The organism is Kribbella sp. CWNU-51, assembly GCF_054073265.1.
In genome coordinates, this window is record NZ_JBSXMZ010000002.1 from 105,089 (window position 1) to 131,035 (window position 25,947).

24 protein-coding genes are annotated in these 25,947 nt (G+C 68.8%); 11 read left to right on the plus strand and 13 right to left on the minus strand.

The window, feature by feature from the left end:
* Positions 1 to 132: 132 nt before the first annotated feature.
* Complete coding sequence (locus tag ACXC9Q_RS00540; RefSeq protein WP_457054469.1) at positions 133 to 1,212, minus strand: BMP family lipoprotein; 1,080 nt, start codon at positions 1,210 to 1,212, stop codon at positions 133 to 135.
* 295 nt (positions 1,213 to 1,507) lie between these two features.
* Between ACXC9Q_RS00540 and ACXC9Q_RS00545 the strand changes: the two genes are divergently transcribed.
* A complete protein-coding gene (locus tag ACXC9Q_RS00545; RefSeq protein ID WP_457054470.1) occupies positions 1,508 to 2,689 on the plus strand; it encodes an amidohydrolase in 1,182 nt (393 codons plus the stop codon).
* Here ACXC9Q_RS00545 and ACXC9Q_RS00550 read toward each other — a convergent pair whose 3' ends face one another.
* Positions 2,690 to 4,270 carry an acyl-CoA mutase large subunit family protein gene (locus tag ACXC9Q_RS00550; protein WP_457054471.1) on the minus strand — a complete coding sequence of 527 codons (1,581 nt, stop codon included), beginning with the start codon at positions 4,268 to 4,270 and terminating at the stop codon, positions 2,690 to 2,692.
* A gap of 233 nt (positions 4,271 to 4,503) precedes the next feature.
* Between ACXC9Q_RS00550 and ACXC9Q_RS00555 the strand changes: the two genes are divergently transcribed.
* Entirely contained in the window at positions 4,504 to 5,616 is a 1,113-nt protein-coding gene (locus ACXC9Q_RS00555; RefSeq protein WP_457054472.1) for a glycosyltransferase family 4 protein, read from the plus strand.
* The gene (locus ACXC9Q_RS00560) at positions 5,613 to 6,719 is read left to right on the plus strand and encodes a glycosyltransferase (protein WP_457054473.1); all 1,107 of its coding nucleotides are present in this window, start codon (positions 5,613 to 5,615) and stop codon (positions 6,717 to 6,719) included. The genes ACXC9Q_RS00555 and ACXC9Q_RS00560 overlap by 4 nt, the downstream gene beginning before the upstream one ends.
* Before the next feature lie 107 nt (positions 6,720 to 6,826).
* On the opposite strand, the gene ACXC9Q_RS00565 is transcribed toward ACXC9Q_RS00560, so the two are convergent.
* Entirely contained in the window at positions 6,827 to 7,642 is an 816-nt protein-coding gene (locus ACXC9Q_RS00565) for an MBL fold metallo-hydrolase (RefSeq protein ID WP_457054474.1), read from the minus strand.
* 138 nt (positions 7,643 to 7,780) lie between these two features.
* Between ACXC9Q_RS00565 and sdhC the strand changes: the two genes are divergently transcribed.
* The 5 genes from sdhC (at position 7,781) to ACXC9Q_RS00590 (ending at position 12,317) form a co-directional block, all read left to right on the plus strand.
* Positions 7,781 to 8,158 carry a succinate dehydrogenase, cytochrome b556 subunit gene (gene sdhC, locus ACXC9Q_RS00570; RefSeq protein ID WP_442914510.1) on the plus strand — a complete coding sequence of 126 codons (378 nt, stop codon included), beginning with the start codon at positions 7,781 to 7,783 and terminating at the stop codon, positions 8,156 to 8,158.
* A 1-nt stretch (position 8,159) separates the two neighbouring features.
* Entirely contained in the window at positions 8,160 to 8,615 is a 456-nt protein-coding gene (locus ACXC9Q_RS00575) for a succinate dehydrogenase hydrophobic membrane anchor subunit (protein ID WP_457054475.1), read from the plus strand.
* 7 nt (positions 8,616 to 8,622) lie between these two features.
* A complete protein-coding gene (gene sdhA, locus ACXC9Q_RS00580; RefSeq protein ID WP_457054476.1) occupies positions 8,623 to 10,365 on the plus strand; it encodes a succinate dehydrogenase flavoprotein subunit in 1,743 nt (580 codons plus the stop codon).
* Positions 10,365 to 11,069: a succinate dehydrogenase iron-sulfur subunit gene (locus tag ACXC9Q_RS00585; RefSeq protein ID WP_328523854.1), complete on the plus strand. Its 705-nt coding sequence runs from the start codon at positions 10,365 to 10,367 to the stop codon at positions 11,067 to 11,069. Before sdhA ends, ACXC9Q_RS00585 begins: the two co-directional genes overlap by 1 nt.
* A 78-nt stretch (positions 11,070 to 11,147) precedes the next feature.
* Positions 11,148 to 12,317: a sialidase family protein gene (locus ACXC9Q_RS00590; protein ID WP_457054477.1), complete on the plus strand. Its 1,170-nt coding sequence runs from the start codon at positions 11,148 to 11,150 to the stop codon at positions 12,315 to 12,317.
* 12 nt (positions 12,318 to 12,329) lie between these two features.
* On the opposite strand, the gene ACXC9Q_RS00595 is transcribed toward ACXC9Q_RS00590, so the two are convergent.
* A complete protein-coding gene (locus ACXC9Q_RS00595; protein ID WP_457054478.1) occupies positions 12,330 to 12,761 on the minus strand; it encodes a DUF2000 family protein in 432 nt (143 codons plus the stop codon).
* Positions 12,762 to 12,819: 58 nt separating this feature from the next.
* Entirely contained in the window at positions 12,820 to 13,227 is a 408-nt protein-coding gene (locus ACXC9Q_RS00600; protein ID WP_457054479.1) for a MarR family winged helix-turn-helix transcriptional regulator, read from the minus strand.
* Between the two features lie 51 nt (positions 13,228 to 13,278).
* Here ACXC9Q_RS00600 and ACXC9Q_RS00605 point away from each other — a divergent pair, with 51 nt between their 5' ends.
* Positions 13,279 to 14,025, plus strand: coding sequence for an alpha/beta fold hydrolase (locus tag ACXC9Q_RS00605; RefSeq protein ID WP_457054480.1), 747 nt, complete (start codon positions 13,279 to 13,281; stop codon positions 14,023 to 14,025).
* On the opposite strand, the gene ACXC9Q_RS00610 is transcribed toward ACXC9Q_RS00605, so the two are convergent.
* Entirely contained in the window at positions 14,000 to 14,830 is an 831-nt protein-coding gene (locus tag ACXC9Q_RS00610) for a M55 family metallopeptidase (RefSeq protein ID WP_457054481.1), read from the minus strand. The two genes, ACXC9Q_RS00605 and ACXC9Q_RS00610, sit on opposite strands and share 26 nt — an antisense overlap.
* A gap of 25 nt (positions 14,831 to 14,855) precedes the next feature.
* Between ACXC9Q_RS00610 and ACXC9Q_RS00615 the strand changes: the two genes are divergently transcribed.
* Entirely contained in the window at positions 14,856 to 15,647 is a 792-nt protein-coding gene (locus ACXC9Q_RS00615) for an AraC family transcriptional regulator (RefSeq protein WP_457054482.1), read from the plus strand.
* On the opposite strand, the gene ACXC9Q_RS00620 is transcribed toward ACXC9Q_RS00615, so the two are convergent.
* The 7 genes from ACXC9Q_RS00620 to ACXC9Q_RS00650 all read right to left on the minus strand — a co-directional run bounded on the left by ACXC9Q_RS00620 (position 15,619) and on the right by ACXC9Q_RS00650 (position 24,560).
* Complete coding sequence (locus tag ACXC9Q_RS00620; protein ID WP_457054483.1) at positions 15,619 to 15,855, minus strand: SCO4848 family membrane protein; 237 nt, start codon at positions 15,853 to 15,855, stop codon at positions 15,619 to 15,621. The genes ACXC9Q_RS00615 and ACXC9Q_RS00620 overlap by 29 nt on opposite strands.
* Before the next feature lie 158 nt (positions 15,856 to 16,013).
* Positions 16,014 to 18,770 (minus strand): AAA family ATPase, encoded by a 2,757-nt coding sequence (locus tag ACXC9Q_RS00625; protein WP_457054484.1) that lies wholly within the window; start codon positions 18,768 to 18,770, stop codon positions 16,014 to 16,016.
* A gap of 837 nt (positions 18,771 to 19,607) precedes the next feature.
* Entirely contained in the window at positions 19,608 to 20,327 is a 720-nt protein-coding gene (locus ACXC9Q_RS00630) for a FadR/GntR family transcriptional regulator (RefSeq protein ID WP_457054485.1), read from the minus strand.
* Between the two features lie 9 nt (positions 20,328 to 20,336).
* A complete protein-coding gene (locus ACXC9Q_RS00635; RefSeq protein ID WP_457054486.1) occupies positions 20,337 to 21,116 on the minus strand; it encodes a 3-oxoacyl-ACP reductase in 780 nt (259 codons plus the stop codon).
* Positions 21,117 to 22,463, minus strand: a complete 1,347-nt coding sequence (locus tag ACXC9Q_RS00640) for an aldehyde dehydrogenase family protein (protein ID WP_457054487.1) — start codon at positions 22,461 to 22,463, stop codon at positions 21,117 to 21,119. It abuts the gene before it with no gap.
* Positions 22,460 to 23,221 carry a gamma-glutamyl-gamma-aminobutyrate hydrolase family protein gene (locus ACXC9Q_RS00645; protein ID WP_457054488.1) on the minus strand — a complete coding sequence of 254 codons (762 nt, stop codon included), beginning with the start codon at positions 23,219 to 23,221 and terminating at the stop codon, positions 22,460 to 22,462. The genes ACXC9Q_RS00640 and ACXC9Q_RS00645 overlap by 4 nt, the downstream gene beginning before the upstream one ends.
* Positions 23,202 to 24,560 carry a glutamine synthetase family protein gene (locus ACXC9Q_RS00650; protein ID WP_457054489.1) on the minus strand — a complete coding sequence of 453 codons (1,359 nt, stop codon included), beginning with the start codon at positions 24,558 to 24,560 and terminating at the stop codon, positions 23,202 to 23,204. The genes ACXC9Q_RS00645 and ACXC9Q_RS00650 overlap by 20 nt, the downstream gene beginning before the upstream one ends.
* A 380-nt stretch (positions 24,561 to 24,940) precedes the next feature.
* Between ACXC9Q_RS00650 and ACXC9Q_RS00655 the strand changes: the two genes are divergently transcribed.
* The gene (locus ACXC9Q_RS00655; RefSeq protein WP_457054490.1) at positions 24,941 to 25,915 is read left to right on the plus strand and encodes a zinc metalloprotease; all 975 of its coding nucleotides are present in this window, start codon (positions 24,941 to 24,943) and stop codon (positions 25,913 to 25,915) included.
* The last annotated feature ends 32 nt before the right edge of the window (positions 25,916 to 25,947 follow it).

The following is a 25,947-nucleotide window of genomic DNA, read 5'->3' on the forward strand; positions in this document are numbered from 1 at the left end:
CAGCCTCCCCTTCAGACGGCGAGCCAGGCTCTTCGAACCGCGAGCCAGGCTCTTCGAACCGCGAGCCAGGAAGGCAGACCGTCGGTCTGTTGCCTTCCTGGCTCGCACCGTACTACGCGAATGCGCCGTGGTTCAGGACGCCTTGGGCTGTACCTTCGACTGAATCATGATCTTGCCGCTGATGATGTCGGCCTTGATCTGGTCCAGCTCGGACTTCACGTCCGCCGGGACCTTGCTGTCGAAGTCGTGGAACGGCGCGATCGCCGTACCGCCGTTCTGCAGCGTTCCGGTGAACTGGGTGTTGTCGAACTTGTTGTCGACGACCGAGATGACCGCGTCCTTGACCGCGACGTCCATGCCCTTCTCGACGCTGCTCATCAGCACCGGGCAGTACTCCTCCGCGCTCACGCAGCCGTCGGTGTCGACCCAGATCGCGTTCACCTTGCCGTTGCTGGCCTTGGCCGCCTGCAGACCGCCCAGACCGGACGGACCGGCCACCGGGAAGAGAACGTCGGCGCCCTGGGTGATCAGGTTCTGCGCGTTGTTCTGGCCCTTGGCCTTGTCCTCGAAGTCGCCGGTGAACAGGCCCTTCTGCTTGGCGTCGTCCCAGCCCAGCACCTGGACGTTCTTGCCCTTCTGCTGGTTGTAGTAGCGCACACCCTCGGCGAAGCCGTCCATGAAGATCGTCACGGTCGGGATGTTCAGACCGCCGAACGTGCCGACCTTGCCGGACTTCGTCATCGCGGCGGCCAGGTAGCCGGCCTGGAAGCTGGACTGCGCGGTGTTGAACAGCAGCGGCTTCAGGTTCGCGATCGGCGCCTTCGGTGCCGAGTCGACGATCGCGAACTTGATGTTCGGATTCGCCTTGGCGGCCGCCTCGGTGGCGTCCTCGAGCTTGAAGCCGACGGCGACGATGACGTTGCACTTGGCGTTGACCATCGCGGTCATGTTCGTCGTGTAGTCGTTGTCGGACTTCGACTCGGCCTTGACCTCAGTCAGGCCGCGCTCCTTGACGGCGTCCTGCAGACCCTTATACGAGGTCTGGTTGAACGACTTGTCGTCGAAGCCACCCGAGTCGGAGACCATGCAGGCCTTGAAGTCCTTGTTGGCGCTGCTGCCGCCAGAGCTGCTCTCGGTCGGCTTGCTGCCACACGCGGCGACGGCGAGCGTCAGTACGCCCACGATCGCCGTACCCCGCACGTACTTCTTCACCGGATGTCTCCTTCGTCAACCAGAGTTGTTCCCGGCACGCCTTCCCCCACGTGCCGCATCCGCAGACTATAGGGTGCGGTCCGACCTTCTTTGAACGTCAAGAGGGCCTCGATACCGGAAAGTGACCGGCACTTTCGTCACATTTCGACAACTCCTCCGGTCTGGTCACCGCCTGCTGAGCGCACGTCACGGTGCGCACGCTCCGTGCTTGCGTTCACGGTCCGTGGTCGTCACGATCGGTGACCGGCGTGGACACCTCCCGGAGTACGTCGTACCTGGATGTAACAATCGCGGGATGAGTCATCAGCTGCTGGTCGCCGACGTCCTCGCCCGCGTCGAGGCCGTGCGCGAGGAGATGGTCGAGGTACGGCGCGATTTGCACGCGCACCCCGAGCTCGGCTGGCGCGAGGTGCGGACGACGGAGATCCTCGAGCGAAGGCTGGTCGAGGCGGGGCTGTCGCCGCGGGTGCTGCCGACCGGGACCGGACTCATCTGCGACATCGGCTCCGGCGACAGCTGTGTCGCGCTGCGGGCCGACATCGACGCGCTGCCGGTGCCGGACGCGGTGGAGGCGCCGTGGCGGTCGACGATCGACGGAGTCGCACACGCGTGCGGTCACGACGTACACACCTCTGCTCTGCTGGGCGCGGGCCTGGTGCTGGCGGGGATGGCGCGTGACGGGCAGCTGGACCGGCGGGTGCGGCTGATCTTCCAGCCGGCCGAGGAAGTGATGCCGGGCGGAGCACTCGGCGTCATCGCGGCCGGCGGACTCGACGGGGTCCGCCGTATTTATGGGCTGCACTGCGATCCGCGCCTGCAGGTCGGCCAGATCGGCCTGCGTGTCGGCGCCCTGACCGCGGCGGCGGACCGGATCCTGGTCCGGCTGACCGGGCCCGGCGGTCACACGTCCCGCCCACATCTGACCGGCGATCTCGTCTACGCGCTCGCGACCCTGGTCACCGAACTTCCGGCCGCCCTCTCCCGGCGTGTCGACCCCCGCGCCGGCATGTCCCTCGTCTGGGGCCGCATCACCTCGGGCTCCGCCGCCAACGCGATCCCCGCCCGCGGCGAGGCCGAAGGCACCCTCCGCTGCCTCGACGCCAACGTCTGGCGCTTCGCCGCCGAGCTGATCCCCACACTGGCCGCCCAACTCGTCGCGCCGTACGGCGTCGAGGTCGACACCGAGGTCACCCACGGCGTCCCCCCGGTGATTAACGACGCCACCGCGATCGACGTCCTCCACAACGCCGTCCACCAGACCCTCGGCTCCGGCGCGATCGCCCCCACCGACCAGTCCCTCGGCGGCGAAGACTTCGCCTGGTACCTGGAAGACACCCCCGGCGCCATGGCCCGCCTAGGCGTCCGCCCACCCGCCCAGGAAACCGCCGCCGACCTCCACACCCCGGGCTTCGACCCCTCCGAAGAAGCCATCTCCCTCGGCACGACGATCCTCACCTCGGCCGCCCTGCTGGATTGACTAGAAGGTGTCGGCGGGGACGTAGCTGCCCCAGACGTCTCGGAGGGTGTTGCAGACTTCGCCTACGGTGGCTCGGGCTTTGAGGGCTTGTTTCATGGGGTAGAGGCAGTTGCCGGTGCCTTGGGCGGCCTTCTTCAGGGCGGCCAGGGCTTCGTCGACGGCCGACTGGTCGCGGTCGGCGCGGAGAGCGGCGAGGCGGTCGACCTGCTGGGCCTCGATGGCGGGGTCGACCCGGAGGGGTTCGTACGGCTCCTCCTCGGCGATCCGGAACTTGTTCATGCCGACGACGACCCGCTCGGCCGAGTCGATCTCCTGGGCGATGCGGTACGCCGACCGCTCGATCTCCTGCTTCTGGAAGCCCTTCTCGATCGCGGCGACGGCACCGCCGTACTCCTCGACCTGGTCCATCAGCTCGACCGCGGCCGCCTCGACCTCGTCGGTCAGCGACTCGACGACGTACGAACCGGCGAAGGGGTCGACGGTCGCGGTGATGTCGGTCTCGTACGCGAGCACCTGCTGGGTGCGCAGCGCGAGCCGGGCCGCCTTCTCGGTCGGCAGCGCGATCGCCTCGTCGTACGAGTTCGTGTGCAGGGATTGCGTGCCCCCGAGTACGGCGGCCAGCCCCTGGATCGCGACCCGGACGAGATTGATCTCGGGCTGCTGTGCGGTCAACTGCACGCCGGCGGTCTGGGTGTGGAACCGCAGCATCAGTGACTTGGGGTTCTTGGCACCGAAGGAATCCCGCATCACCCGCGCCCAGATCCGCCGCGCGGCGCGGAACTTCGCCACCTCCTCGAGCAGCGTGGTCCGGGCGACGAAGAAGAACGACAACCGCGGCGCGAACTCGTCCACGTCCAGCCCGGACGCGACCGCGGCCCGGACGTACTCGATCCCGTCGGCGAGCGTGAACGCGATCTCCTGCGCGGGCGTCGCCCCGGCCTCGGCCATGTGGTAGCCGGAGATCGAGATCGTGTTCCAGCGCGGCAGTTCCGCCTGGCAGTAGGCGAAGATGTCGCTGATCAGCCGCAGCGACTCCTTCGGCGGGTAGATGTAGGTGCCGCGGGCAATGTATTCCTTCAGGACGTCGTTCTGGATCGTGCCGGTGAGCTTGTCACCGGCCACCCCCTGCTCCTCGGCCACCAGTTGGTACAGCAGCAACAGCACCGAGCCGGGCGCGTTGATCGTCATCGAGGTGGACACCTGGTCCAGCGGGATCTTGTCGAACAGCGCCCGCATGTCGTCGATCGAGTCGATCGCCACCCCGACCTTGCCGACCTCACCGTGTGCGATCGGCGCGTCGGAGTCGTACCCCATCTGGGTGGGCAGGTCGAACGCGACCGACAGGCCCATGGTCCCGTGGTCGATCAGCTGGTGGTACCGCTGGTTCGACTCCGCCGCCGTCCCGAAGCCGGCGTACTGGCGCATGGTCCAGGGCCGCTGGGTGTACATCGTCGGGTACACCCCGCGGGTGTACGGGAACTTCCCCGGCTCGCCCAGCTTCTCGTCCGGCGCGAACCCGTCCAGCGCCTCGGGTCCGTACACCGGCGCGATCTCGAACCCCGACTCACTCCGATGACTCATCCTCCAACCGTAGGCCGAACCACACCACCACTGGTATGCAACAGCCTGGTGAGATCGAGCACGCCGTGTGACCGTCGTCTCCAGTTCGCACAGGACTAACCAAGTACCGCCCCGTGGTCACCTGACGGCCATCCCCCGGCCCCGGACCCGTCGACAGGGCATCGACGCCGTGTCACGAGAGTGTCGCCGAGGGTTCATGCGCGCTGGGGAACCTCCGAGGTGTGCGCATCGTGATGGTGGCTGAGACCTTCCTGCCGCAGATCAACGGCGTGGCGAACACGGCTCGCCACGTCGCCGATCGGCTGCGTGCCCGCGGGCACGAACTGCTGATCATTGCCCCCGGCCCCGGACCCGGCAGCTACGCGGACGTGCCCGTGATCCGGGCCCGCAGCTTCCGGACCCCGGGCTACAAGGAGTTCCCGGTCGGTCTGCCCGATCCCTCGATCGAGCGGGCGATGGCCGAGTTCAGGCCGGACCTCGTCCACCTCGCGTCGCCGTTCATCATCGGCGCGTACGGGCTGCGCAGTGCGCGCAAGCTCGGGCTGCCGACGGTCGCGATCTTCCAGACCGACATCGCCGGCTTCGCCCGCCAGTACCCCTGGTTCGCTGCCGCGGATCGCGGGATCTGGCGCTGGGTACGGCGTACGCACTCGCGGGCCGACCGCACGCTCGCACCGTCCACCGCGTCGGTCGAGGCGCTGGTCCAGGGCGGCGTACCCCGGGTCCATCTGTGGGGCCGTGGCGTGAATCTGGACCTCTTCGATCCCAAGCACCGCGACGAGAACTGGCGCCGGGAGATCTCCCCCGACGGCAAGCCGATCGTCGGGTACGTCGGCCGGCTGGCCGCCGAGAAGAAGGTCCGCCGGCTCGCCGAGCTGACCGACCTGGGCTGCCGGATCGTCATCGTCGGCGACGGCCCGGACCGCGCCTCCCTGGAGAACTCCTTGCCTGACGCAACTTTCCTGGGAATGCGCCGGGGCGCCGACCTGGCCGCGATCTTCGCCGGGCTGGACGTCTTCGTACACACCGGGGAACACGAGACGTTCTGCCAGACGATCCAGGAGGCGCAGGCGTCCGGTGTCGCGACCGTCGGCCCGGCCGCGGGTGGCCCGCTCGACCTGATCAAGCCCGGCGAGAACGGCCTGCTGTTCGAGCCGGGTCGGCCCGGATCGCTGCGGCAGGCGGTCAAAACCTTGCTCGACTACCCGACGGCCCGCGGCAGGATGGCGGCGAGCGGCCTGGAACGCGTGCAGTCCCGGACCTGGCCGGCGGTGGTCGACGATCTGGTCGACCGGCACTACGCCGAGGTCCTGCGCGAGGCCGCAGCCGTCCGGCGGGTCGCATGACTGGGTTGCGGATCGCCCAGCTGGCCAATTTCGTCGGGCCCACGTCCGGCGGGATGCGGACCGCGATCGAGCATGTCGGTCAGGGGTACGTCGAGGCCGGCGCCGAGCGGATCGTGATCACCCCGGGCGAACGGGACGTCGTGATCGAGACCGAGTTCGGCACCGTGGTCCGGATGAAGGCCCCGAAGGTCGGCGGCGGTTACCGCCTGATCACCGACCCCTGGAAGGTGATCGAGACCCTCGAACGCTTCCGGCCGACCACCGTGGAGATCTCGGACAAGTCGACGCTCCTGCCGGTGGCCCGCTGGGCCCGTCGCAACGACATCGGCTCGATCCTGTTCAGCCACGAACGCCTCGATGCGATGCTCTCGCTCCGCACCGGCCGCCAGCTCGGCGTCGCGGCCGGGGTCGGCGCGCTCTACAAACTCCTCAGCCGGACGTACGACGCGGTCGTGGTGACCTCGCGTTACGCCGCGGCCGAGTTCGACGAGGTGACCACCCCACTGGTCCGGATCCCGCTCGGGGTCGACCTCGACACGTTCCACCCGTCACTCGCCGAGCCGGTGGACGACGGCGTACTCAAGCTGGTCCACGCCGGACGGCTGTCGCGGGAGAAGAGCCCGCACCTCGCGGTCGCCACGGCCGCCGAGCTGTACCGCCGGGGCGTCAACCTGCGCATGGACGTCTTCGGCACCGGCCCGCATCTCGACGAGCTCCTCGAGATCGCCGGCTCCGCGCCAGTCACCTTCCACGGGTACGTCGACGGCCGCCGGACGCTGGCCACGCACCTGGCCGAAGCCGACATCGCCCTGTCGGTGTGCCCGGGCGAGACCTTCGGACTGGCCGTACTGGAAGCCCTCGCCGCAGGCACCCCGGTCGTCACCGCGAACACGGGCGGCGCGCGCGAACTCGTCGACGACACCTGCGGACGCTGGGCGCCGGCCAACCCGGCCGCCCTGGCGGAGGCCGTACTCCAACTGGCCGAACTCCCCGGCCGCAGAGCCGCCGCCCGCCGCCGCGCCGAGCTCTACGACTGGAACTCCTGCATCCACCACATGCTCGCCCTCCACACCCGCCTCGCCGAGGGCCGCCTCGCGGCCTGAGTGTGCAGCTCGACAGGACGTATATGCCCACTCAGGCTCCTCGGCAGCACCTCCTGAGCGTGCCCAGCCGGTCCAGTGGGCGTATACGTCCTGTCCTTGTGCACCAATCAGGTCAGGTGGTCGTAGTCGCCGCGGACCCAGGCGGCGTGGCGGTCGGCGGAGCGGCGTACGACGGCCTTGGCGTCGACGGGGATGGTCGAGCCGAAGTTGTTGTAGAGGCGGTCGTAGGCGAACGGGTCGAGTGACTTCGCGACCCGGTCGACGACCGCGCCGGACAGTGGGATGCGGTTCGGGTAGCTGCGCATGAAGCTGACCGAGGTGCGGTCCGGGTTGGCGAAGATGGTGTCGCCGGACAGGATCACACCTTTGCCCTCGGCACCGTTCGCCCAGTGCACCACCGCGCTGCCCGGGAAGTGCCCGCCCGGCTGGATCACGGTCACGCCGGGCAGCGGGGTGAGCTTGCCCGACCAGGTCCGGATCACCGGGTCCTGCCGGGCCACCCACTCGGCATCCGCCTCGGACACGTACACCGGTACGTCGCCGAGCCGGTGGCTCCACTCGACCTGAACGCCGTACATGTGCGGGTGGCTGGCGATGATCGCGACCACGTCGCCCAGCTCGCGGACCCGCCGTACGGCGGCATCGTCGACGTACCCGATCGGGTCCCACAGCAGGTTGCCCTCGGCGGTCCGCAGCAGCATCGACTGCTGGCCGATCCCGACCGGCGGCTTCGAGCGAACGCCGTACAGGTCCGGCTCGACCTCCTCGATGGTGACCTCGGTGCCGGCCTCGGCCAGCTCCTCGAGCGTGGTCCAGTGCTGGCCGTCGGCCGGCACCCACTGCCGCTCGTCGGCGCAGATCGCGCAGACCTCGACCTGCTCGGAGTGCTCGACCGCACAGGTCGCACAGATCCAGAAACTCACCGTGTTCTCCCCTTCGTCGGACACCGACGCGACCGATCTCACACGCATCGCGATCGATGTCACATCTGTCAGGACATTTCACCTCACGCAGCAGGTCTAGCATCGAGACGATCTGGCGTTCTCGACAAGGAGGATCTGGTGCCCAGCAAACCAGCCGGTACGCTCTACCGCGGCCGGGAGGGCATGTGGTCATGGGTCGCGCACCGGATCACCGGCGTGGGGATCTTCTTCTTCCTGCTGGTGCACGTGCTGGACACCGCGCTGGTCCGGGTCTCCCCGGAGGCCTACAACGAGGTCATCGGCACCTACAAGAACCCGATCGTCGGCCTCCTCGAGGTGGGGCTGGTGGCAGCGGTCCTGTTCCACGCGTTCAACGGCATCCGGCTCATCCTGGTGGACTTCTGGGCCAAGGGCCCGCGCTACCAGCGGCAGCTAATGATCGGTGTCGGGGTGATCTGGGTGGTGCTGTTCGTGCCGTTCGTCATCCGGCATCTGACCCACGTGTTCGGAGGCTGAGATGAGCGACATTGCCGCGCCCCGGTCCAGCTCCCGCTCGCGCTCGCTGAAGGGCGGCGGCCGGAACCGGTCCGGCCAGACCAACTTCGAGCTGTACAGCTGGCTGTTCATGCGGCTGTCCGGGCTCGCCCTCGTGATCCTGGTGCTCGGTCACCTGTTCGTGAACCTGATGCTCGGCGGCGGGATCACCGCGCTGGACTTCGGCTTCGTGGCCGGCAAGTGGGCCAACCCGCTCTGGCAGGTCTGGGATCTGCTGATGCTGTGGCTGGCGATGCTGCACGGCAGCAACGGGCTGCGGACGATCATCAACGACTACGCGGAGAAGGACCAGACCCGGTTCTGGCTGAAGGCGCTCCTGATCACGGCGGCGCTCGTGATCATCGTCCTCGGCACCCTGGTCATCTTCACCTTCGACCCCTGCCTCGACCCGAACAGCACGCTCTCGGTCTGTAAGTAAGGAAGTCATGCAACAGCACCAGTACGACGTCATCATCGTCGGCGCGGGTGGTGCCGGGATGCGCGCGGCTCTCGAGTCCAGCAAGCGCACCCGGACCGCCGTCCTCACCAAGCTCTACCCGACCCGGTCGCACACCGGCGCGGCCCAGGGCGGCATGTGCGCCGCGCTGGCCAACGTCGAGGAGGACAACTGGGAGTGGCACACCTTCGACACGGTCAAGGGTGGTGACTTCCTGGTCGACCAGGACGCGGCCGAGGTGATGTGCCGCGAGGCAGTCGACGCGGTCCTCGATCTGGAGAAGATGGGCCTGCCGTTCAACCGGACCGCCGAGGGCAAGATCGACCAGCGGTTCTTCGGCGGCCACACCCGCAACCACGGCGAGGCCGTCGTACGGCGTTCCTGCTTCGCGGCGGACCGCACCGGCCACATGATCCTGCAGACGCTGTACCAGCAGTGCATCAAGCAGAACGTCGAGTTCTTCAACGAGTACTACGTCCTCGACCTGCTGATGACCGACGGCAAGGCGAGCGGCGTGGTCGCCTACGAGCTGGCCACCGGCGAGCTGCACGTGTTCTCGGCCAAGTCGGTCATCTTCGCGTCCGGCGGGTTCGGCAAGGTGTTCCGGACCACGTCCAACGCGCACACGCTGACCGGCGACGGGATGGGCATCGTCTGGCGCAAGGGCCTGCCGCTGGAGGACATGGAGTTCTTCCAGTTCCACCCGACCGGCCTGGCGGGTCTCGGCGTACTGCTGTCCGAGGCCGCGCGTGGTGAGGGCGGCATCCTGCGGAACAAGGACAACGAGCGGTTCATGGAGCGGTACGCCCCGACCGTGAAGGACCTGGCGCCGCGGGACATGGTCGCCCGCGCGATGGCCAACGAGGTCCGGGAGGGCCGCGGCTGCGGTCCGGACGGCGCGTACGTGATGCTCGACCTGACCCACCTGGAGCCGGCGCACATCGACGCGAAGCTGCCGGACATCACGGAGTTCGCGCGGACCTACCTGGGCGTGGAGCCGTACACCGAGCAGATCCCGGTGTTCCCGACCGCGCACTACGCGATGGGCGGCATTCCGACCAATATCAAGGGCGAGGCGCTGGCCGACAACGACACCGTGATCCCCGGCCTGTACGCCGCGGGGGAGGTCGCCTGCGTGTCCGTGCACGGCGCGAACCGCCTGGGCACGAACTCGCTGCTCGACATCAACGTGTTCGGCCGGCGGGCCGGGATCGCCGCCGCCGAGTACGCCGACACCGCGGTCTTCGAGGAACTGCCGGACGACCCGTCGGCGTACGTCGTCGACCTGGTCGAGGGACTGCGCAACTCCACCGGGGGCGAGCGGATCGCGGCGATCCGGGCCGACCTGCAGGCGACGATGGACCTGAACGCCCAGGTGTACCGGACCGAGGGCTCGCTGAAGCAGGCGCTGGTCGACATCGAGGCGCTCAAGCTGCGGTTCACCCAGGTCGGCGTCCAGGACAAGGGCAAGCGGTTCAACACCGACCTGCTGGAGGCGGTCGAGCTCGGCTTCCTGCTCGACCTGGCCGAGGTGCTGGTGGTGTCCGCGCTGGCCCGCAAGGAGTCCCGCGGCGGTCACTTCCGGGAGGACTACGCGACCCGCGACGACGTGAACTTCATGCGGCACACGATGGCGTACCGCGAGCTCGATGCCGAGGGCAACGAGAACATCCGGCTCGACTACAAACCGGTCATCCAGACCCGTTACAAGCCGATGGAGCGGAAGTACTGATGGACGTCAAGGTCAAGATCCTCCGCTACAACCCCGAGGTCGTCGACGAGGCCGAGTGGAAGACGTACGCCGTCACCCTGCAGCCGACCGACCGGGTGCTGGACGCGCTGCACAAGATCAAGTGGGAGCAGGACGGCACGCTCACCTTCCGGCGGTCCTGCGGGCACGGTGTCTGCGGCTCGGACGCGATGCGGATCAACGGCCGCAACCGGCTGGCCTGCAAGACGCTGATCAAGGACCTGAACCCGGACAAGGAGATCACCGTCGAGCCGATCAAGGGCCTGCCGGTGCTCAAGGACCTGGTCGTCGACATGGAGCCGTTCTTCGACGCGTACCGCGCGGTGATGCCGTTCCTGGTCACCAGCGGCCACGAGCCGACCCGGGAGCGGATCCAGTCGCAGGCCGACCGGGACCGCTTCGACGACACCACCAAGTGCATCCTGTGCGCCGCCTGTACGACGTCCTGCCCGGTGTTCTGGTCCGACGGCCAGTACTTCGGCCCGCAGGCGATCGTCGGCGCCCACCGGTTCATCTTCGACAGCCGCGACGAGGGCACCGAGCAGCGGCTGGAGATCCTGAACGACAAAGAAGGCGTCTGGCGCTGCCGGACCACCTTCAACTGCACGGACGCCTGCCCCCGCGGCATCGAGGTCACCAAGGCCATCCAGGAAGTGAAGCGAGCGCTCATTTTCCGGCGCGTCTGACGTGATCTAAACTTCTCTGCGCAACCAGCCTCTGCCCCGGCACGTCGAATGGGTCAGAGGCTGATCGCTACTCCAGGGGTGACTTTGCTGCGTCTGCGCGCGTACTTCGACCGCTCCTACCCTCGCTTGATCGAGCGGTTGGAGCGTCTCGGCGTACCTCGGCGCTGGCCGCCGTTGCTCATCGTGGGCGTCGTGGCGGCCACGATGTCCGTCGTCCTCGCGGCCGTGGTCTGGATCACAGGCCCGAGCGGGCCCAGCGATCTACCGATCGCCATCCTGCCCGCGGCCGCACTGAAGGACGGGAACTCCGTGGTGACCGCGGGGACGGCACAGCTGCGTTCGGTCGCGATGGTGACGCGGAACCGCTGGGCGGCCGGCTGGGCCGAGTGCGCGGCGGGTCCGCAGTGCCGGTACTCGGCGGTGATCGACCGGGACGGCGTGAAGGCCACCGCGCCGGAGTGGCCGGTGCCGTACGCGACGCTGCGGACCGGGGACGAGGCGATCGCGGTCGCCCCGCCCGCGGAGGGCACCCTGACCGGGGATGCGACCTTGCTGTTCCGGTTGACGTACGACGGTCCGGTGACGTCGAGACTGCAGTACGTCCTGCCCACCCGGACCTTCCGCAGCGGCGAGATCCTCACCGACCGGATCGTGCCGGGCCGGATCGTCGTGGTGAACCTCGAGGACTCGACCGTCCGGATGCTGGAGACCTCGGCGACGAGGTCGCCGGTCTGTGACACCGGCGGACGGTGCTGGGCGCTGACCGGGATCGGCCGGACGGACATCGTCTGGACCGACGACGGCGGCGCGACCTGGGGATCGGCGCCGCTGGACACGAAGAACCAGCGCGGACGGCTCGCGGTCAGCCCGGACGGCAAGACCCTCGTGGCGACCGCGGTCACCATCGGCAGTCTGTCCGAGACGGTCTCGACGATGCGGATCTCGACCGATCGGGGCGCCCACTGGACGACGGTACGGAAGACTCCGTGGAGCCTGAACGCCGGCCCCGTCGTCTTGAACGACGGCACCGCCATGGTGCTCGGAGGCCGCTCCGGCGACCCGACACCGCACCTGTACCGCATCAGCGACGGCCAGGCCCGCCCCGACCGCGGATCCCCCGGCGTCCTCGCCCAGCTGGCCGGCGACGCCCACCTCCTCTACGGCCCCGAGGTCTCCAAGCGCCACACCACCCGCCTCGCCCTCAGCACGGATGGCGGCACCACCTGGGAGTACGTCGTACCCCGCTAGGGCTCGTCCTGCTCAAGGGTGTTTGGTGGCACCCTTGAGGACCTTGTCGACGGCGTTCTTCGGGCCGTAGACGGCGATCCCGACCAGGTCGAGCTCACCGGTGGACACTGCCTTCACGGCGGCGCGGTTGTCTCGGTCGTTGCCGGTAGCAAACAAGTCCTGGGTGAACACCGAGTGCTCGATCTCCCGCTGGAGCGCCCGCTGATGCGCGGTCGCCATGAACTCCTTGCTGCCCTCGAACACCATCACCGGCTGCCGGAACATCGGCAGATACCGGGTCCCGTCGGCGTCCTCGTACGGCTCCCCGACCACCTCGGGACGAGTCCCGGCGATACCGCTCACCAGGAACGCGGCGACATTGAGGCGCTGCCACACCGCCAGGTCGTCACGCAGCAGCACAGCGATCTTCGTGTCGAACCGGATCGGCTCAGCTCCATCAGTCATGACCCCAGCCTGGCCCGCCACCCCACCGCTCGGCTTGTACGTTCTTGACCAATGTCCCTTACCCGGACGCCTTCCGCAGGAGCTTGAGCAGCGCAACTCGCTCTGCCGGCGACAATCCGCCGACCGAAGCGGTCAGGACAGTGTCGAGGATCCGGTCGCCCGCCTTGCGGATCCGTTCACCGTCCGGGGTGAGCCGATGCCGCACCGCCCGGCCGGATCCCTCCAGGCGCTCGATCAGGCCGCGCGCCACCATCCGGGCGGCCAGCGAACCCATCGACTGATCGGTCTGGAAGGTCAGCTGGGCGAGCTCGTGCAGCGAGGCATCGGGACGTTCGTGCAGCCGGCGGAGCACGTCCCACTGCGGCAGCGAGACACCAAGCTCGGCCAGACCTTTGCTCGCCTCGGTGTGATGCCGCCACTGCAGCCGCTTCACCGCGATCCCGACGTCCTGTACGGAGGGTTCCACCCGCGCACCCTACCATTGCTTATATAAGGTTCCTGATCTAAGGTTCCTTATATGACACCTTCGATCGTTCAGTACGGCACCGGCCGGCCAGTCCTTCTGCTCCACGGTGGAGGCGGGCCGCAGACCGTCAGCGAGTTCGGCGCCCGGCTCGCCGCGGAGCTTCCGGTGCACGTCGTCGTACCCACTCACCCAGGGTTCGGCGGGACACCCAGGCCGGACGAGCTGACGACCATCTCCGGACTCGCGAAGGTGTACGCCGAACTGCTCGACGAGCTCGATCTCGACGACGTGACGGTGATCGGCAACTCGATCGGCGGGTGGATCGCGGCCGAGCTGGCGTTGCTGGGGTCACCACGGGTCGGGTCCGTGGTGCTGGTGGATCCGGTCGGCATCGTCGTACCGGACCACCCGGTCGTGGACTTCTTCGCCCTGACGTTCCCCGAGATCGCCGAGCTCAGCTACTACAACCCCGACGGCTTCCGGATCGATCCGGCGGCGCTGCCACCGGCGGCCCAGGAGCAACTGGCGGCCAACCGCGCCGCGCTCGCCGTCTATGCGGGCGAGATGGTGGATCCCGACCTGCGCGACCGGCTGGCCGCGATCACGCTCCCGACGCTGGTGATCTGGGGCGACAGCGACCGGATCGCCGACACCGGCTACGGACAGGCGTACGCGGATGCGATCCCGGGCGCCGGCTTCGAGGTGCTCCCGCAGACCGGCCATCTCCCACAGTTGGAGAGCCCAGACCTGCTGCTCTCAGCCGTGCGGAAGTTCAGCAGTACGGCGGGTTCGAGGTGATGGCGGTCGCGACGCGGAGGAAGAGGTTGAAGAGGCGGTAGAGGTGGAGCATGTCGCCCTCGACGGAGACCGTGCGGTCGTCGCGGCGGGTGACGCCGGGGATGGCGGTCAAGTGGGAGGCGACAGAGGCCGACTGCCAGCGGACCGCCAGGTGACGGGTCGTGGTCGAGTCGGTGGTGATGCCCGGGAGGTTGCGGAGGGCTTCGGTGGTGGTGGCTTCGATCGCGGCGCGGGCCTCGGCGACGGGGACCAACTGGGCGGCGAAGCGATCCTTGGCGAACTTGACCGGGACGGTGGCGACCGCTGGGTCCCACGCCTTCATCTCGGCGCAGGCGGTGTCGTCGCCGGTGAGGAGGGCGACCGGTACGCCGTACGCGGACGAGGCAGCGTGGAGGAGGCCGATCTCGCCGGTGGGGTCGTCGTCCAGCCAGATGTCCTCGATCTCGTGGCCCATGAAGCTGTGGCTGAGTACGCCGAGGACGCCGGCGCGGGCGTGGAAACCGACGCAGAGGACGGCGTCGTACTCGCCGGTCAGGCCCTCGATCATGCCCATCGGCTTCGGCCGGCCCTTGATCAGCGTGGCGCGCGGGTCGAGCAGGTCCGGGAGGATGTTGCGCATCGGGCCGTGGGCGTCGTTCACCAGGACGGCGGTCGCGCCCGCGTCGTACGCGCCCCGGACGGCGGCGTTCACGTCCTCGGTCATCAGCACGCGGCCGCGTTCGTAGTCCCGGCCGGGCGGCTGGACGTCCTCCGCGTCGACGAGTCCGGTGATGCCTTCCATGTCCGCGCTCAGGTAAACCTTCACGGGACGCAAGCGTATGTTCTTAGGTATGAGCGGCGGCGCTGAGGTCCGGGCGTGGCGGCCCGGGTTGAGCGGGGTCGTCGAGGTCCTGCACGCGCATTTCCCGTCGCATGCGTACCCGAGCCACACCCATGACGCGTGGACCGTGCTGATCGTCGACGAGGGTGTCGTCCGCTACGACCTGGACCACCGCGAGCACGGCTTGGCGCAGGCGCAGGTCTCACTGCTACCACCGCATGTGCCGCACGACGGGCGGTCGGTCCGGCCGGAGGGGTTCCGCAAGCGGGTGCTGTACCTGGAGCCCGATCGGCTCGGCGACAACCTGATCGGCGCGGCCGTCGACCAGCCCGAGTACGTCGATCCGCTGCTCAGGCACCGGATTCACCAGTTGCACGGCGTACTGCTCGACGGCAAGGAGGACCTGGAGGCGCAGAGCCGGCTGACGCTGATCGAGGAGCGGCTCACCCAGCACCTCCGCCGGAACGTGCTCGATCCACCTGATCGGAGTGATCCCACGGTCGCCTCGCGGCTGCGCGACGTACTGGACGCCAACGTGCCGGCCGGTATCACGCTGGACGACGCGGCCAAGTTGGTGCACGCCCATCCGGCCCATCTGGTCCGGGCGTTCAGCCGGGAGTTCGGGATGCCACCGCATCGGTATCTGACCGGGCGGCGGGTCGATCTGGCCCGGCGATACCTACTCGACGGCTGTCCGGCCGCCGAGGTCGCCGCGCTGGCCGGCTTCTACGACCAGTCCCACCTGAACCGGCACTTCCGGAAGATGCTCGGGGTCACACCGTCGAGTTTTGTGAAGCGTTGACCCGTGCCGCCTTGTAGGCCCGGACGCCCCACGTGCCGAGCAGGGCGGCGATCAGCAGGTTGACGATGATCAGGATGGTGTGGGCCACGTAGTACCCGGTCGGACGGCCCTCGGTGTCGGCCAGCGCCTTGATAAAGCGCAGGTAGGTGACCACGTTCCAGACCGCGATGCCGAGCAGGATCAGTGCGTGCTTGCGTTCGAGTTTCACCCACTCATTGTCCCCGAGCGTGAGAACGGGGCGGCCGCGCCTCACTCGGTCGCCCCGCCGGAGCGGAGATCTCACCCCACCGACCCTCGTCGATGGCTCGTCGAGCAGCAAGACATCACAAGCTACTCACGGGTCGCCACAAGGGTTCCCCTGCGGACTCAGGGGTTGGGGCGGTCGACCATCCGGAGGAGCTGGGTGCGGTTGGCGACACCGAAGCGGCGGTAGAGGCGGGTGAGCTGGGACTCGACCGCCTTCACCGACAGGTAGAGCGCGGCGGCGATCTCGCGGTTCGTGGAGCCGTCACGGACCATCGCGACGATCTGCTGCTCGTTGTCGGTCAGCTCCGACGGCTGCCGGCTGCGGCTCGGTACGTCGAGACGGGCGAGCTCGGTCTCGGCGACCTCGCGCCAGGCGGGAGCGCCGTACGCCTCGAACTGCTCGATCGCGTCCAGGAACGCCGTCCGCGCGACCGAACGGCGGCGGGCCTGCCGGGCGACCCGCCCGCGGGTGAGCTCACAGCGGGCCAGGTCGAGCGGGTAGACGCGGTCGCCCGCCGTACTGATCGTTTCCTCCAGCAGGTCCAGGGCCGCGGCCGGATCGCCCTGCTTGGCGATCAGCAGCGCCTGGGACCGGGCCAGCCCGACCCGCACGACCGCGCGATCCAGGTTGTCCGCGCGGGTCCGGATGTCGGCGATCAACGCGGCGGCGTCCTCCAGCCGGCCGGCCGCGACGAGCGCCTCCGCGTAGTCCGCGTGCCACGGGATCACCGCCGGGTCGAACGGCATCGCCGCCTCCCCCGACTCCGCGATCGCGTCGAACGACTCCACCGCGCGCTGCGGATCCCCGGTCAGTACGGCGATCAGCCCGAGGCTTGCCAGCGCCGGGCCGGTCCATTCGTCGTTCCCGACCAGTCGGACACCCTCGAGCGCCGCCTCCGCCAGTTGCCGACCCATCGCCGCCGAACCACCGGCCCACTCGGCGCGGCTCGCGATGATCATGCCGACCTCGGCCTCTTCGCCGATGTCCTGCATCAGCTGGTAGCACTCGTGCCCGGCGGCCAACGCATCCGCGCCGCGCCCGCTGCGCTCGTAGATCGCGGTCGCGGAGATCAGGACGGACGCCAGCCACCGCATCGCGCCGTTGTCGCGGACCTCGTCGACCAGTGCGGTGATCGCGGCGATCGCCTCGTCCGTGCGGCCGCGGAACAGTTCACGCATCGCCGCCATCTGCCGCGCGTTCACCACGGTCTTGGTCAGCGGCAGCTCACCGGCCAGCTCGGCGGCCTGCTGCAGCAACGCGTCCGCGGTCTGCTCGGCGTCGCGCGCGATCTGCACCGAGCTCGCGGCGCTCAGCGCGTCCACCAGCGCCTCGGTGTCATCGGACGCGCGGGCCAGAGCCTCGGCGACGCGCGCGTCCTCCTGCGCCTCGTCGAGCCGGCGATCGAAGTACTCGCTGTGGCTGCGCATGATCCGCACCCGCGCCTCGAGCCGCTGGTCGCTGAGTGACGCCTGGAAGGCCTCGTCCAGCAGTTCCACGCGACGGTCCCGGTCGGGCCAGGCCGCGTCCGCCAGCAGCAACAGCGCGAGCACCTTGTTCTCCGGCGTGGTCGCCGCCTGGACGGCGAGCCGCGCCATGTCGGCCGACTCGGCGAGATGGCCGGCGGCCGCGGCGTCGTCAGCGGCCCGGGTCAGTCGTCGGGCCCTCTCGTCCGGCAGGTTGCTCGGCGTACGCTCCGCCGCCAGGCGCCACAGCGTCGCCGCAGCACCGGGTGCACCCCGGCCGGCTGCGACGGTCGCGGCCTCTTCGATCGTGGCGGCGAGCTCCGGGTCGGCCTCCTGTGTGGCGAGCGCGCGGTGGGTCGCGTTCTCCACGGGCTCGTCGACCACGGCCGCCAGCTGGGCGTGGGCCTGACGACGGGCGGCTGACGTGGCTTCGGCGTACACGAACTCCCGGAGCAGCGGGTGGGAGAACCGCAACCGCTCGGAGGAGACGTCGATCAGTCCGAGCGCCTCCGCCTCCGCGAGCTCGGTGTCGATCGGCCGGTCCAAGGACTGCGCGAGCTGAGTCGTGGTCGGGCGTGGTGACGACGCTGCGTGCAGGAGGAGCTCGTGCGTGGCGGTGCTGAGGTCGGACAGGCGGTCGCCGAGCAGGGTCTTCAGCCGGCTCGACACCGGCAGCGGGTCGTTGGGCGAGACGCCTTCCGGATGACGCAGTACGGCGCGACCGAGCTCGAGCGCCATGAACGGGTTGCCGGCGCTCGCGGTGAAGATGCGCCGCGCCGTACGCACCGGGAGCGGGCTGGACAGGCGCTGCCTGAGCAGGCCGAGCACGTCGGGCTCGGTGAGCGGTGGGACCTCCAACTGAAGAACCGGCTCGGGGCAGGCCTCGGCCATCATCGGGAGGTCGCCGTCAGCCACCTGCTCGGTGGCGAGCATATGCACGCCCTCGGACAGTCGCCGGGCACAGAACGTCAGCACTTCCAGGCTCGACGGGTCCACCCACTGGATGTCGTCCACGACGAGCAGGACCGGTCCGCCCGCGGCCAGACGGCGGAGGACATGCAGTACGGCGAGGCGCACGGCCAGCTCGTCACGGACGGTGTCGGGCGCGCTGGCCTTGAGCAGGGCGACCTCGAGCGGCTGGCGGAGGTGGTCGGGCAGCACCTGCCAGGCGAGCTCGAGCTGGTTGGAGAGGAGGTCGAGGAGGGTGACGTACGGGAGGCCGGCTTCGGACTGGGACGGCGCGGCGCTGAGAATCCGGCAGCCGGCCCGGGTCCGGTCCGCGACGAGGGCGCGGCCGAGGGCCGACTTGCCGATCCCGGTCGGGCCGTAGAGCAGCACACTGCCGCTGGTCTCGAGCTGCTTGTTCGCACGCTCGACCAGCCCGGCGCGCCCGACCAGCTCGTCGTCAGTCATCGATCACTAAATCCCCTCGAAGGCCGCTCGACCTTTTTGTTGGCCCTCGCCGATTATCACAGTCAACGACCTTCCGACACGGCGAGTGTCACATGAGGAAACCATCCCGTCACCATCCTGTCACCCGTCGCTGCCCAGATCAGAGCAGTCAGGGCGGCACGATCGTGCCGGGGCACTGATGGCCCACGAGGTTGCGACAAAGTTCAACCGCCCGCCGCGCAAGACCACGACAAGCGACTGAAAGTTGCTGAATTCCGCTGGATTCGAGCCCGCGAACCTCGCACCCGACCCACCCCGGCCGAGGCCGAGCTGGGCGGGGCCGGGCTGGGATGGGCGCCCGGCCGACGGCGGGATCGCTGCGACCTCGGACAGGTACCAGGGACCGCGGACACGGCACAACCTGTCCGACGACCCCAGATGGTGTCCCCGGCCCCGCAGATCCACACCGATCCCACCGCCAACACCACGAACCCGCCCCGCCTCCGCCGCCCTGCCCCGCTTCCGCTCCGCCCTGCCCCGCAGTGCGGTCGGTTCGGTGCGGTCGGAGGCTGATGGGCGCAACTGGAGGCCGGGACGTGCAAGGTCAACAGGAGGTGTCGGCCCCAGCCCCGGCCGGGCCAGCCGATCTCAGACGTGAATGCCTCGCCCGAGCAGCACCCCTGCACCGGCACTTCCTGTCGAACTGCACATCCCGGCCGACCCACACTCGTATCACCACATCCAGCAGAAGAGCCGTCCTGTCTCGGGCCTCGTTGTCTTGGCCCAGGTCCCCGGAGCCGGCCGGCGGGAAACAGCAAACAGCCGCGCGCGAGGAAAGTCGGAGGGGCTGTCAAGGAATCAGGCGAGGAAGGCTCTCAGCAGGGCGGCCGTCCCGGACAGGTGCTCCTGCATCGCGCGCCGTGCTGCCTCGGGATCGTCGGCGAGGACGGCGTCGACGATCGCCTGATGCTGGTCGTTCGAGTGCTGGATATTCCTTTCCAGCAAGGGGATCGCGTCCAGGAGTTCGTTCAGGCGCATGCGGACGTCGGCGGTCGCGGACGTCAGCGACGGAGAGCCGGTCACCTCCGCGACGGCCAGGTGCAGCCGGGAGTCGAGCCGGCGGTAGTCGGCCAGTGTCGCAGCGGACGTCTCTGCCAGACAGCGGCACAAGTGCTCCCGCTCGGCATCCGACAACGCGCGCGCGGCGGCGGCTTCGGCGGCACCGGTTTCGAGCGCGGAACGCAGTACGAGCGCGTCCTCCAGCCCATCGACCAGCTCTCGGGCCAGACGTTTCGCCGGCGTACGACGGGGCTTCGGCAACCGCTCGTTGACGAAGGTGCCGCCGTACCGGCCGCGCCGGGACTCGACGTACCCGGCCTCGGCGAGCGCGTGGATCGCCTCGCGGAGGGTGACCCGGCTGACGTTCAGGCGGGCGGACAGGTCGCGTTCGGACGGCAGCCGGTCGCCCGGGACGACGACGCCGAGTTTGATGGCCTGCAGCAACCGCTCGACCGCCTCCTCGAACGGGTTTCCGGTCCGCACCGGCCGGAACACCGCGTCGTCTGCCTGGCCAACCATGAGGACAGACTAGAGCGGAGTCACATAGGCGCCCGAGATTCCCCCGTCGACGAGGAACGTGTTGGCGGTGATGAAGGAGGCGTCGTCGCTGGCCAGGAAGGCGACCGCGGCCGCGATCTCCTCCGGCTCGCCGAACCGGCCCATCGGGACGTGCACCAGCCGGCGCTGCGCCCGCTCCGGGTCCTTCGCGAACAGCTCGGTCAGCAGCGGCGTGTTCACCGGTCCCGGGCAGAGCGCGTTGACCCGGATCCCCTGCCGGGCGAACTCGACCCCGAGCTCGCGGCTCATCGCCAGTACGCCGCCCTTGGACGCGGAGTACGAGATCTGCGACGTGGCCGCGCCCATCACCGCGACGAACGACGCGGTGTTGATGATCGAGCCCTTGCCCTGCCGTTGCATGTAGGGGATCGCGGCCTTGCAGCACAGGTACACCGAGGTCAGGTTGACCTCCTGCACCTTCCGCCACGCCTCCAGGCCGGTGTCCAGGATCGAGGCGTCGTCGGGCGGCGAGATGCCCGCGTTGTTGAACGCGATGTCCACGCTTCCATAGGTGTCGAAGGCCTGCTTGAACAAGTTGTCCACCGCAGCCGCGTCGGTGACGTCGGTCGCGACGAACAGCCCGCCGGCCTCGTCCGCGGCGGCCTTGCCGGCGGCCGGGTCGAGGTCGCCGATCACGACCTTGGCTCCCTCGGCGGCGAGCCGCCGTACGGTGGCCAGGCCGATCCCGCTCGCGCCGCCGGTCACCACCGCGACGCGCCCCTCGAGCCGGCTCGCCTTCACGTCTCTCATTCAGTCCTCCGTGCTGATGAAGATGTTCTTGGTCTCGGTGAACGCGGCCAGCGCGTCCGGACCGAGCTCGCGGCCGAGCCCGGACTGCTTGTAGCCGCCGAACGGCGTCGAGTACCGGACCGACGAGTTCGAGTTGACCGAGAGGTTGCCGGCCTCGACGCCGCGGCTCACCCGCAGCGCACGGCCGACGTCCCGGGTCCAGATCGAGCCGGACAGCCCGTACTCGCTGTCGTTCGCGATCCGCACCGCGTCCGCCTCGTCCGTGAACGGGATCACCGCGACCACCGGCCCGAAGATCTCCTCCCTGATCGCCCGGTCGCCGGCAGGTGCGAGGACGGTCGGCGGGAACCAGAACCCCGGGCCAGTCGGCGCCGTCCCTTGGATCGCAGGATTGTCGACAAAGGACGCGACCCGCTCGAGCTGACCTCGGGAGATCAACGGCCCCATCTCCGTCAGCGGATCACTCGGGTCCCCGACCTTGAAGTTCTTCACCGCGGGCTCGAGCAACTCCATGAACCGGTCGTACGCCGACCGCTCGACCAGGATCCGCGACCGCGCGCAGCAGTCCTGCCCGGCGTTGTCGAACACGCCGTACGGCGCCTGAGCCGCGGCCTTCTCGAGATCCGCGTCGGCGAAGACGATGTTGGCCGACTTCCCCCCGAGCTCCAGCGTCACCCGCTTCACCTGGTCGGCACAGCCCGCCATGATCTGCTTCCCGACCACGGTCGACCCGGTGAAAACCACCTTGCGCACGGCGGGATGCGTGACGAACCGTTGCCCGACCACCGTCCCCTTCCCCGGCACGACCTCGAACACACCCGGCGGGAGTCCGGCCTCCACCGCGAGTTCCCCAAGACGGATCGCGGTTAACGGCGTGAGCTCGGCGGGCTTGAGGACAACAGTGTTGCCGGCGGCAAGCGCCGGGGCGAAACCCCAGCCGGCGATGGGCATCGGGAAGTTCCACGGCACGATCACGCCGACCACGCCGAGCGGCTCCTGGAAGGTGATATCGATGCCCTCGGCAACGGGTATTTGCTTGCCGAACAGGCGTTCCGGCGCGGCCGAGTAATACGTCAGCACGTCGCGGACGTTGCCTGCTTCCCAACGGGCGTTGCCGATGGTGTGGCCGTCGTTCTCGACCTCCAGCGCGGCGAGGTTCTCCAGGTCGGCGTCGACCGCCTCGGCGAATCGGCGGAGCAGCCGGCCACGATCCGCCGGGGTGACGTCCCGCCAGGTTTCGAAGGCCTTGGCGGCACGGGCGATCGCCTCGTCCGTCTCCTGCTCGGTGGCCAGGGCGATCGTGCGGACCACTTTCTCGGTGGCCGGGTTGATCACGTCGTACGTCATGCTGTGCTCCTGGTTGCGGCGATCAATGCGGTGAACAGCCGCAGATCATCGGGGTTCTCCTCCGGATGCCACTGCACTCCGAGCGCGAAGGCGTGGCCGTCCACCTCGACCGCCTCGACGGTCCCGTCACCGGCCCGGGCGGTGACGGTCAGGCCCGGCGCGAGTACGTCGATGGCCTGGTGGTGGTAGCAGCGCACGCCGGCGCGGTCGCCGAGGATCCGGCCTGCGAGCGAGTCGGGCTCGAGCTTGACCTCGGTCGTGCCGAAGACCGCGGGCGAAGGGCGGTGCTCGTCGTGCGTGATCACGTCGGGCAGGTGCTGGTGCAGCGTCCCGCCGAGCGTGACGTTGAGCATCTGCAGGCCGCGGCAGATCGCGAGGAGCGGGAGATCCCGGTCGAGTGCGCCCTGGATCAGCGTGCGCTCATGCTCGTCCCGGCCGGGCCTGGTGTCGACCGTTTCCGGATGCGGCGTCGCGTGGTACGACGCTGGATCGACGTCGCACCCGCCGGCGATGATCAGGCCGTCCAGGAGATCCAGGACGGTCGGATCGGTCCCGACCGGCGGCAATAGCAGCGGCACCCCTCCGGCCGCGGCCACCGCATCCAGGTAGACGCGCGGCAGCAGCGCGGCGTCACGCTCCCAGATCCCCCAGATCGTCGGCTCCAGGTACGTCGTGATGCCGATCCTCGGATTGCCGATGGTCCTGTTGTCGACGGGTTGATTGTCGACAACAGGACGATCAGAGTCGTTCGAAGCCACGGATCCGCTCCCAGTCGGTGACGGCGGCGTCGTACGCGTCGAGCTCGACCCGCGCGGTGTTGGTGTAATGGTCGACCATCTCGTCGCCGAACGCCTCCCGGGCGAGCTTCGAACCGGTGAACAGCGCGGCCGCCTCGCGCAGCGTGGACGGGACGTGGTCCTTGTCGGACTCGTAGGCGTTGCCCGCCAGCAGCGGCTCGAGCTCCAGCTCGTTCTCGATGCCGTGCAGGCCGGAGGCGATGATCGCGGCGACCGCGAGGTACGGGTTCACGTCGCCGCCGGGCAGGCGGTTCTCCACCCGGAGCGAGTCGCCGTGACCGACCACGCGGAGCGAGCAGGTCCGGTTGTCCAGCCCCCAGGCGACCGCGGTCGGCGCGAAGCTGCCGCGGACGAATCGCTTGTAGGAGTTGATGTTCGGCGCGAGCAGATAGGTGAACTCGGGCAGGCACGCCAGCTGGCCGGCGATGAACCGCTCCATCAGCTCGGAGAACCCGTGGTCCCGGTCGCCCGCGAGAACGGCATCACCGTCGGTGGAGCGGAAGCTCAGGTGGATGTGACACGAGTTGCCCTCGCGTTCGTCGTACTTCGCCATGAAGGTCAGGCTCTTGCCGTGCTTCGCGGCGATCTCCTTCGCACCGGTCTTGTAGATCGAGTGGTTGTCGCAGGTCACCAGGGCCTCGTCGTACCGGAAGGCGATCTCGTGCTGGCCGAGGTTGCACTCCCCCTTCGCGGACTCGACGTACAGGCCGGCGCCGGTCATGCCTTTGCGGATGTCTCGCAGCAGTGGTTCGATCCGCGCGGTGCCGAGGAGGGAGTAGTCGACGTTGTACTGATTCGCCGGGGTGAGGTCGCGGTAGCGCTTGTCCCAGGCCGACTCGAACGTGTCGTCGAAGACGATGAACTCCAGCTCGGTCCCGACGTACGCCCTCAGGTTCTTCTCGGCCAGGCGCTCCAGTTGCTTCCGCAGCACCTGCCGGGGCGAGGCCACCACGGGCGTCCCATCCAGCCACTGCACGTCACACAGCACCATCGCCGTACCTTCGAGCCACGGCATCAGCCGGAGCGTGTCGAGATCAGGCGCCATCACCATGCCGCCGTACCCCCGCTCCCACGAGGACATCGCGTAACCGCCCACGGTGCTCATGTCCACGTCGACCGCGAGCAGGTAGTTGCACCCCTCGGTCCCGTGCTTCAGCACCTCCTCCAGGAAGTACCGCCCACCACATCGCTTCCCCTGCAACCGCCCCTGCATATCGGTAATGGCCACCAGCACGGTGTCGATCCGGCCGGTGCCGACCAGATCCCGCAACTCCTGCACAGTCAGCTTCCCAGTCGCCACGACCACTCCCAGATCTATTGGTCTACACCCAGCCCATTGACTCAAAGCCTAGGTATCACTGTCAACAGCCTCACCCGAGCCAGGCAGCCACCGCCACCGGCCCCTCGCTCCGAACAAGCCGCTCCTCCCACAGTGCACGCGCAGCCGACATCCTGCTCCCCATCCCGCCACCTCGCAGCCACCACAAGCCCCGCCGCGATACCGACCGTCGCCCAACGAACACGCGGTCCGGCGGCACAACGAACCATCGTCGGGGTGGCGGCGTGGTGGTGCCTTGGCACTGGGCGGACAGTGAATCGGTAGGCACTGTGCGGGATCGTGGGGAAAATCTCGGGATTCGGCCGCACCGCCCAAGCGGCCCGATTCTCGGAGGACGCGTCATGCGATCTTCACTTCCTTTCCCGTCCCACCGCCCCGGTCGTTTCATCACCCGCCCCCGCGCCCTGGCTGTGTTGCTGGCTGGTACGGCGCTCACGTTCAGTCCACTCGGAGGTCAGGCGAACGCGCAGTTGCCGGCCGACCAGACCGGGAACCCATGCTTGACCACAGCCGAGGGACCCTCGGCTCGTGGTGGGTTCGGCGCCGACCACCGGGAGTTGTCGGCGGCCGAGCAGAAGGCGATCGATGCCAGGACGGCGGAGATCCTCAAGGCCAAGTCGGCGCGTGGGCTGGCTCCCAAGGCCGGAAAGCTGGCCGCGGCGAGCGTTCCGGTCTACATCCACGTGATGCGGAGCAGCTCGGGCGCCGGTGACGTGACCGCGACCCAGATCAACCAGCAGATCGCCGAGCTGAACCAGGACTTCGCCGGCGGCGAGTCGTCGCAGGCCGCGAACACCGGCTTCACGTTCTACCTGGCCGGCACCGACCGGTTCAACAACAACACCTGGCACCGCGACGGCCAGAGCACGACGTACCGGTCACAAACGCGCAAGGGTGGCAAGAACGCCCTGAACATCTGGCTGGTCGACTTCTCCTACCTCGGCATCGCGACGTTCCCGTGGGACTACGCGAGCAACCCGTCGATCGACGGCATCCGGGTGCAGTACAGCTCGCTGCCCGGCGGTTCGGCGACCAACTTCAACCTCGGGAAGACCGCGTCCCACGAGGCCGGTCACTGGTTCGGGCTCTACCACACCTTCCAGGGCGGTTGCACGAGCACGAACGACTCCGTGTCCGACACGCCGGCCCAGAGCAGCGCCAGCAGCGGCTGCCCGACCGGCCGGGACTCCTGCTCGCTGCCGGGCGTGGACCCCATCCACAACTACATGGACTACTCCTACGACTCCTGCTACAACCAGTTCACTCCGGGCCAGAGCACCCGCATCAGCAACATGTGGACTGCCTATCGGGCATGAGACCCGACTGTGACATCTACCCCGCGAGGCAA

Bases quoted from the DNA above. Each gene is read 5' to 3' on its own strand.
- ACXC9Q_RS00545 (WP_457054470.1), top strand. From the start codon at position 1,508: ATGAGTCATCAGCTGCTGGTCGCCGACGTCCTCGCCCGCGTCGAGGCC.
- ACXC9Q_RS00550 (WP_457054471.1), bottom strand. From the start codon at position 4,270: ATGAGTCATCGGAGTGAGTCGGGGTTCGAGATCGCGCCGGTGTACGGA.
- ACXC9Q_RS00555 (WP_457054472.1), top strand. From the start codon at position 4,504: ATGGTGGCTGAGACCTTCCTGCCGCAGATCAACGGCGTGGCGAACACG.
- ACXC9Q_RS00560 (WP_457054473.1), top strand. From the start codon at position 5,613: ATGACTGGGTTGCGGATCGCCCAGCTGGCCAATTTCGTCGGGCCCACG.
- ACXC9Q_RS00575 (WP_457054475.1), top strand. From the start codon at position 8,160: ATGAGCGACATTGCCGCGCCCCGGTCCAGCTCCCGCTCGCGCTCGCTG.
- sdhA (WP_457054476.1), top strand. From the start codon at position 8,623: ATGCAACAGCACCAGTACGACGTCATCATCGTCGGCGCGGGTGGTGCC.
- ACXC9Q_RS00585 (WP_328523854.1), top strand. From the start codon at position 10,365: ATGGACGTCAAGGTCAAGATCCTCCGCTACAACCCCGAGGTCGTCGAC.
- ACXC9Q_RS00595 (WP_457054478.1), bottom strand. From the start codon at position 12,761: ATGACTGATGGAGCTGAGCCGATCCGGTTCGACACGAAGATCGCTGTG.
- ACXC9Q_RS00605 (WP_457054480.1), top strand. From the start codon at position 13,279: ATGACACCTTCGATCGTTCAGTACGGCACCGGCCGGCCAGTCCTTCTG.
- ACXC9Q_RS00615 (WP_457054482.1), top strand. From the start codon at position 14,856: ATGAGCGGCGGCGCTGAGGTCCGGGCGTGGCGGCCCGGGTTGAGCGGG.
- ACXC9Q_RS00625 (WP_457054484.1), bottom strand. From the start codon at position 18,770: ATGACTGACGACGAGCTGGTCGGGCGCGCCGGGCTGGTCGAGCGTGCG.
- ACXC9Q_RS00630 (WP_457054485.1), bottom strand. From the start codon at position 20,327: ATGGTTGGCCAGGCAGACGACGCGGTGTTCCGGCCGGTGCGGACCGGA.
- ACXC9Q_RS00635 (WP_457054486.1), bottom strand. From the start codon at position 21,116: ATGAGAGACGTGAAGGCGAGCCGGCTCGAGGGGCGCGTCGCGGTGGTG.
- ACXC9Q_RS00640 (WP_457054487.1), bottom strand. From the start codon at position 22,463: ATGACGTACGACGTGATCAACCCGGCCACCGAGAAAGTGGTCCGCACG.
- ACXC9Q_RS00655 (WP_457054490.1), top strand. From the start codon at position 24,941: ATGCGATCTTCACTTCCTTTCCCGTCCCACCGCCCCGGTCGTTTCATC.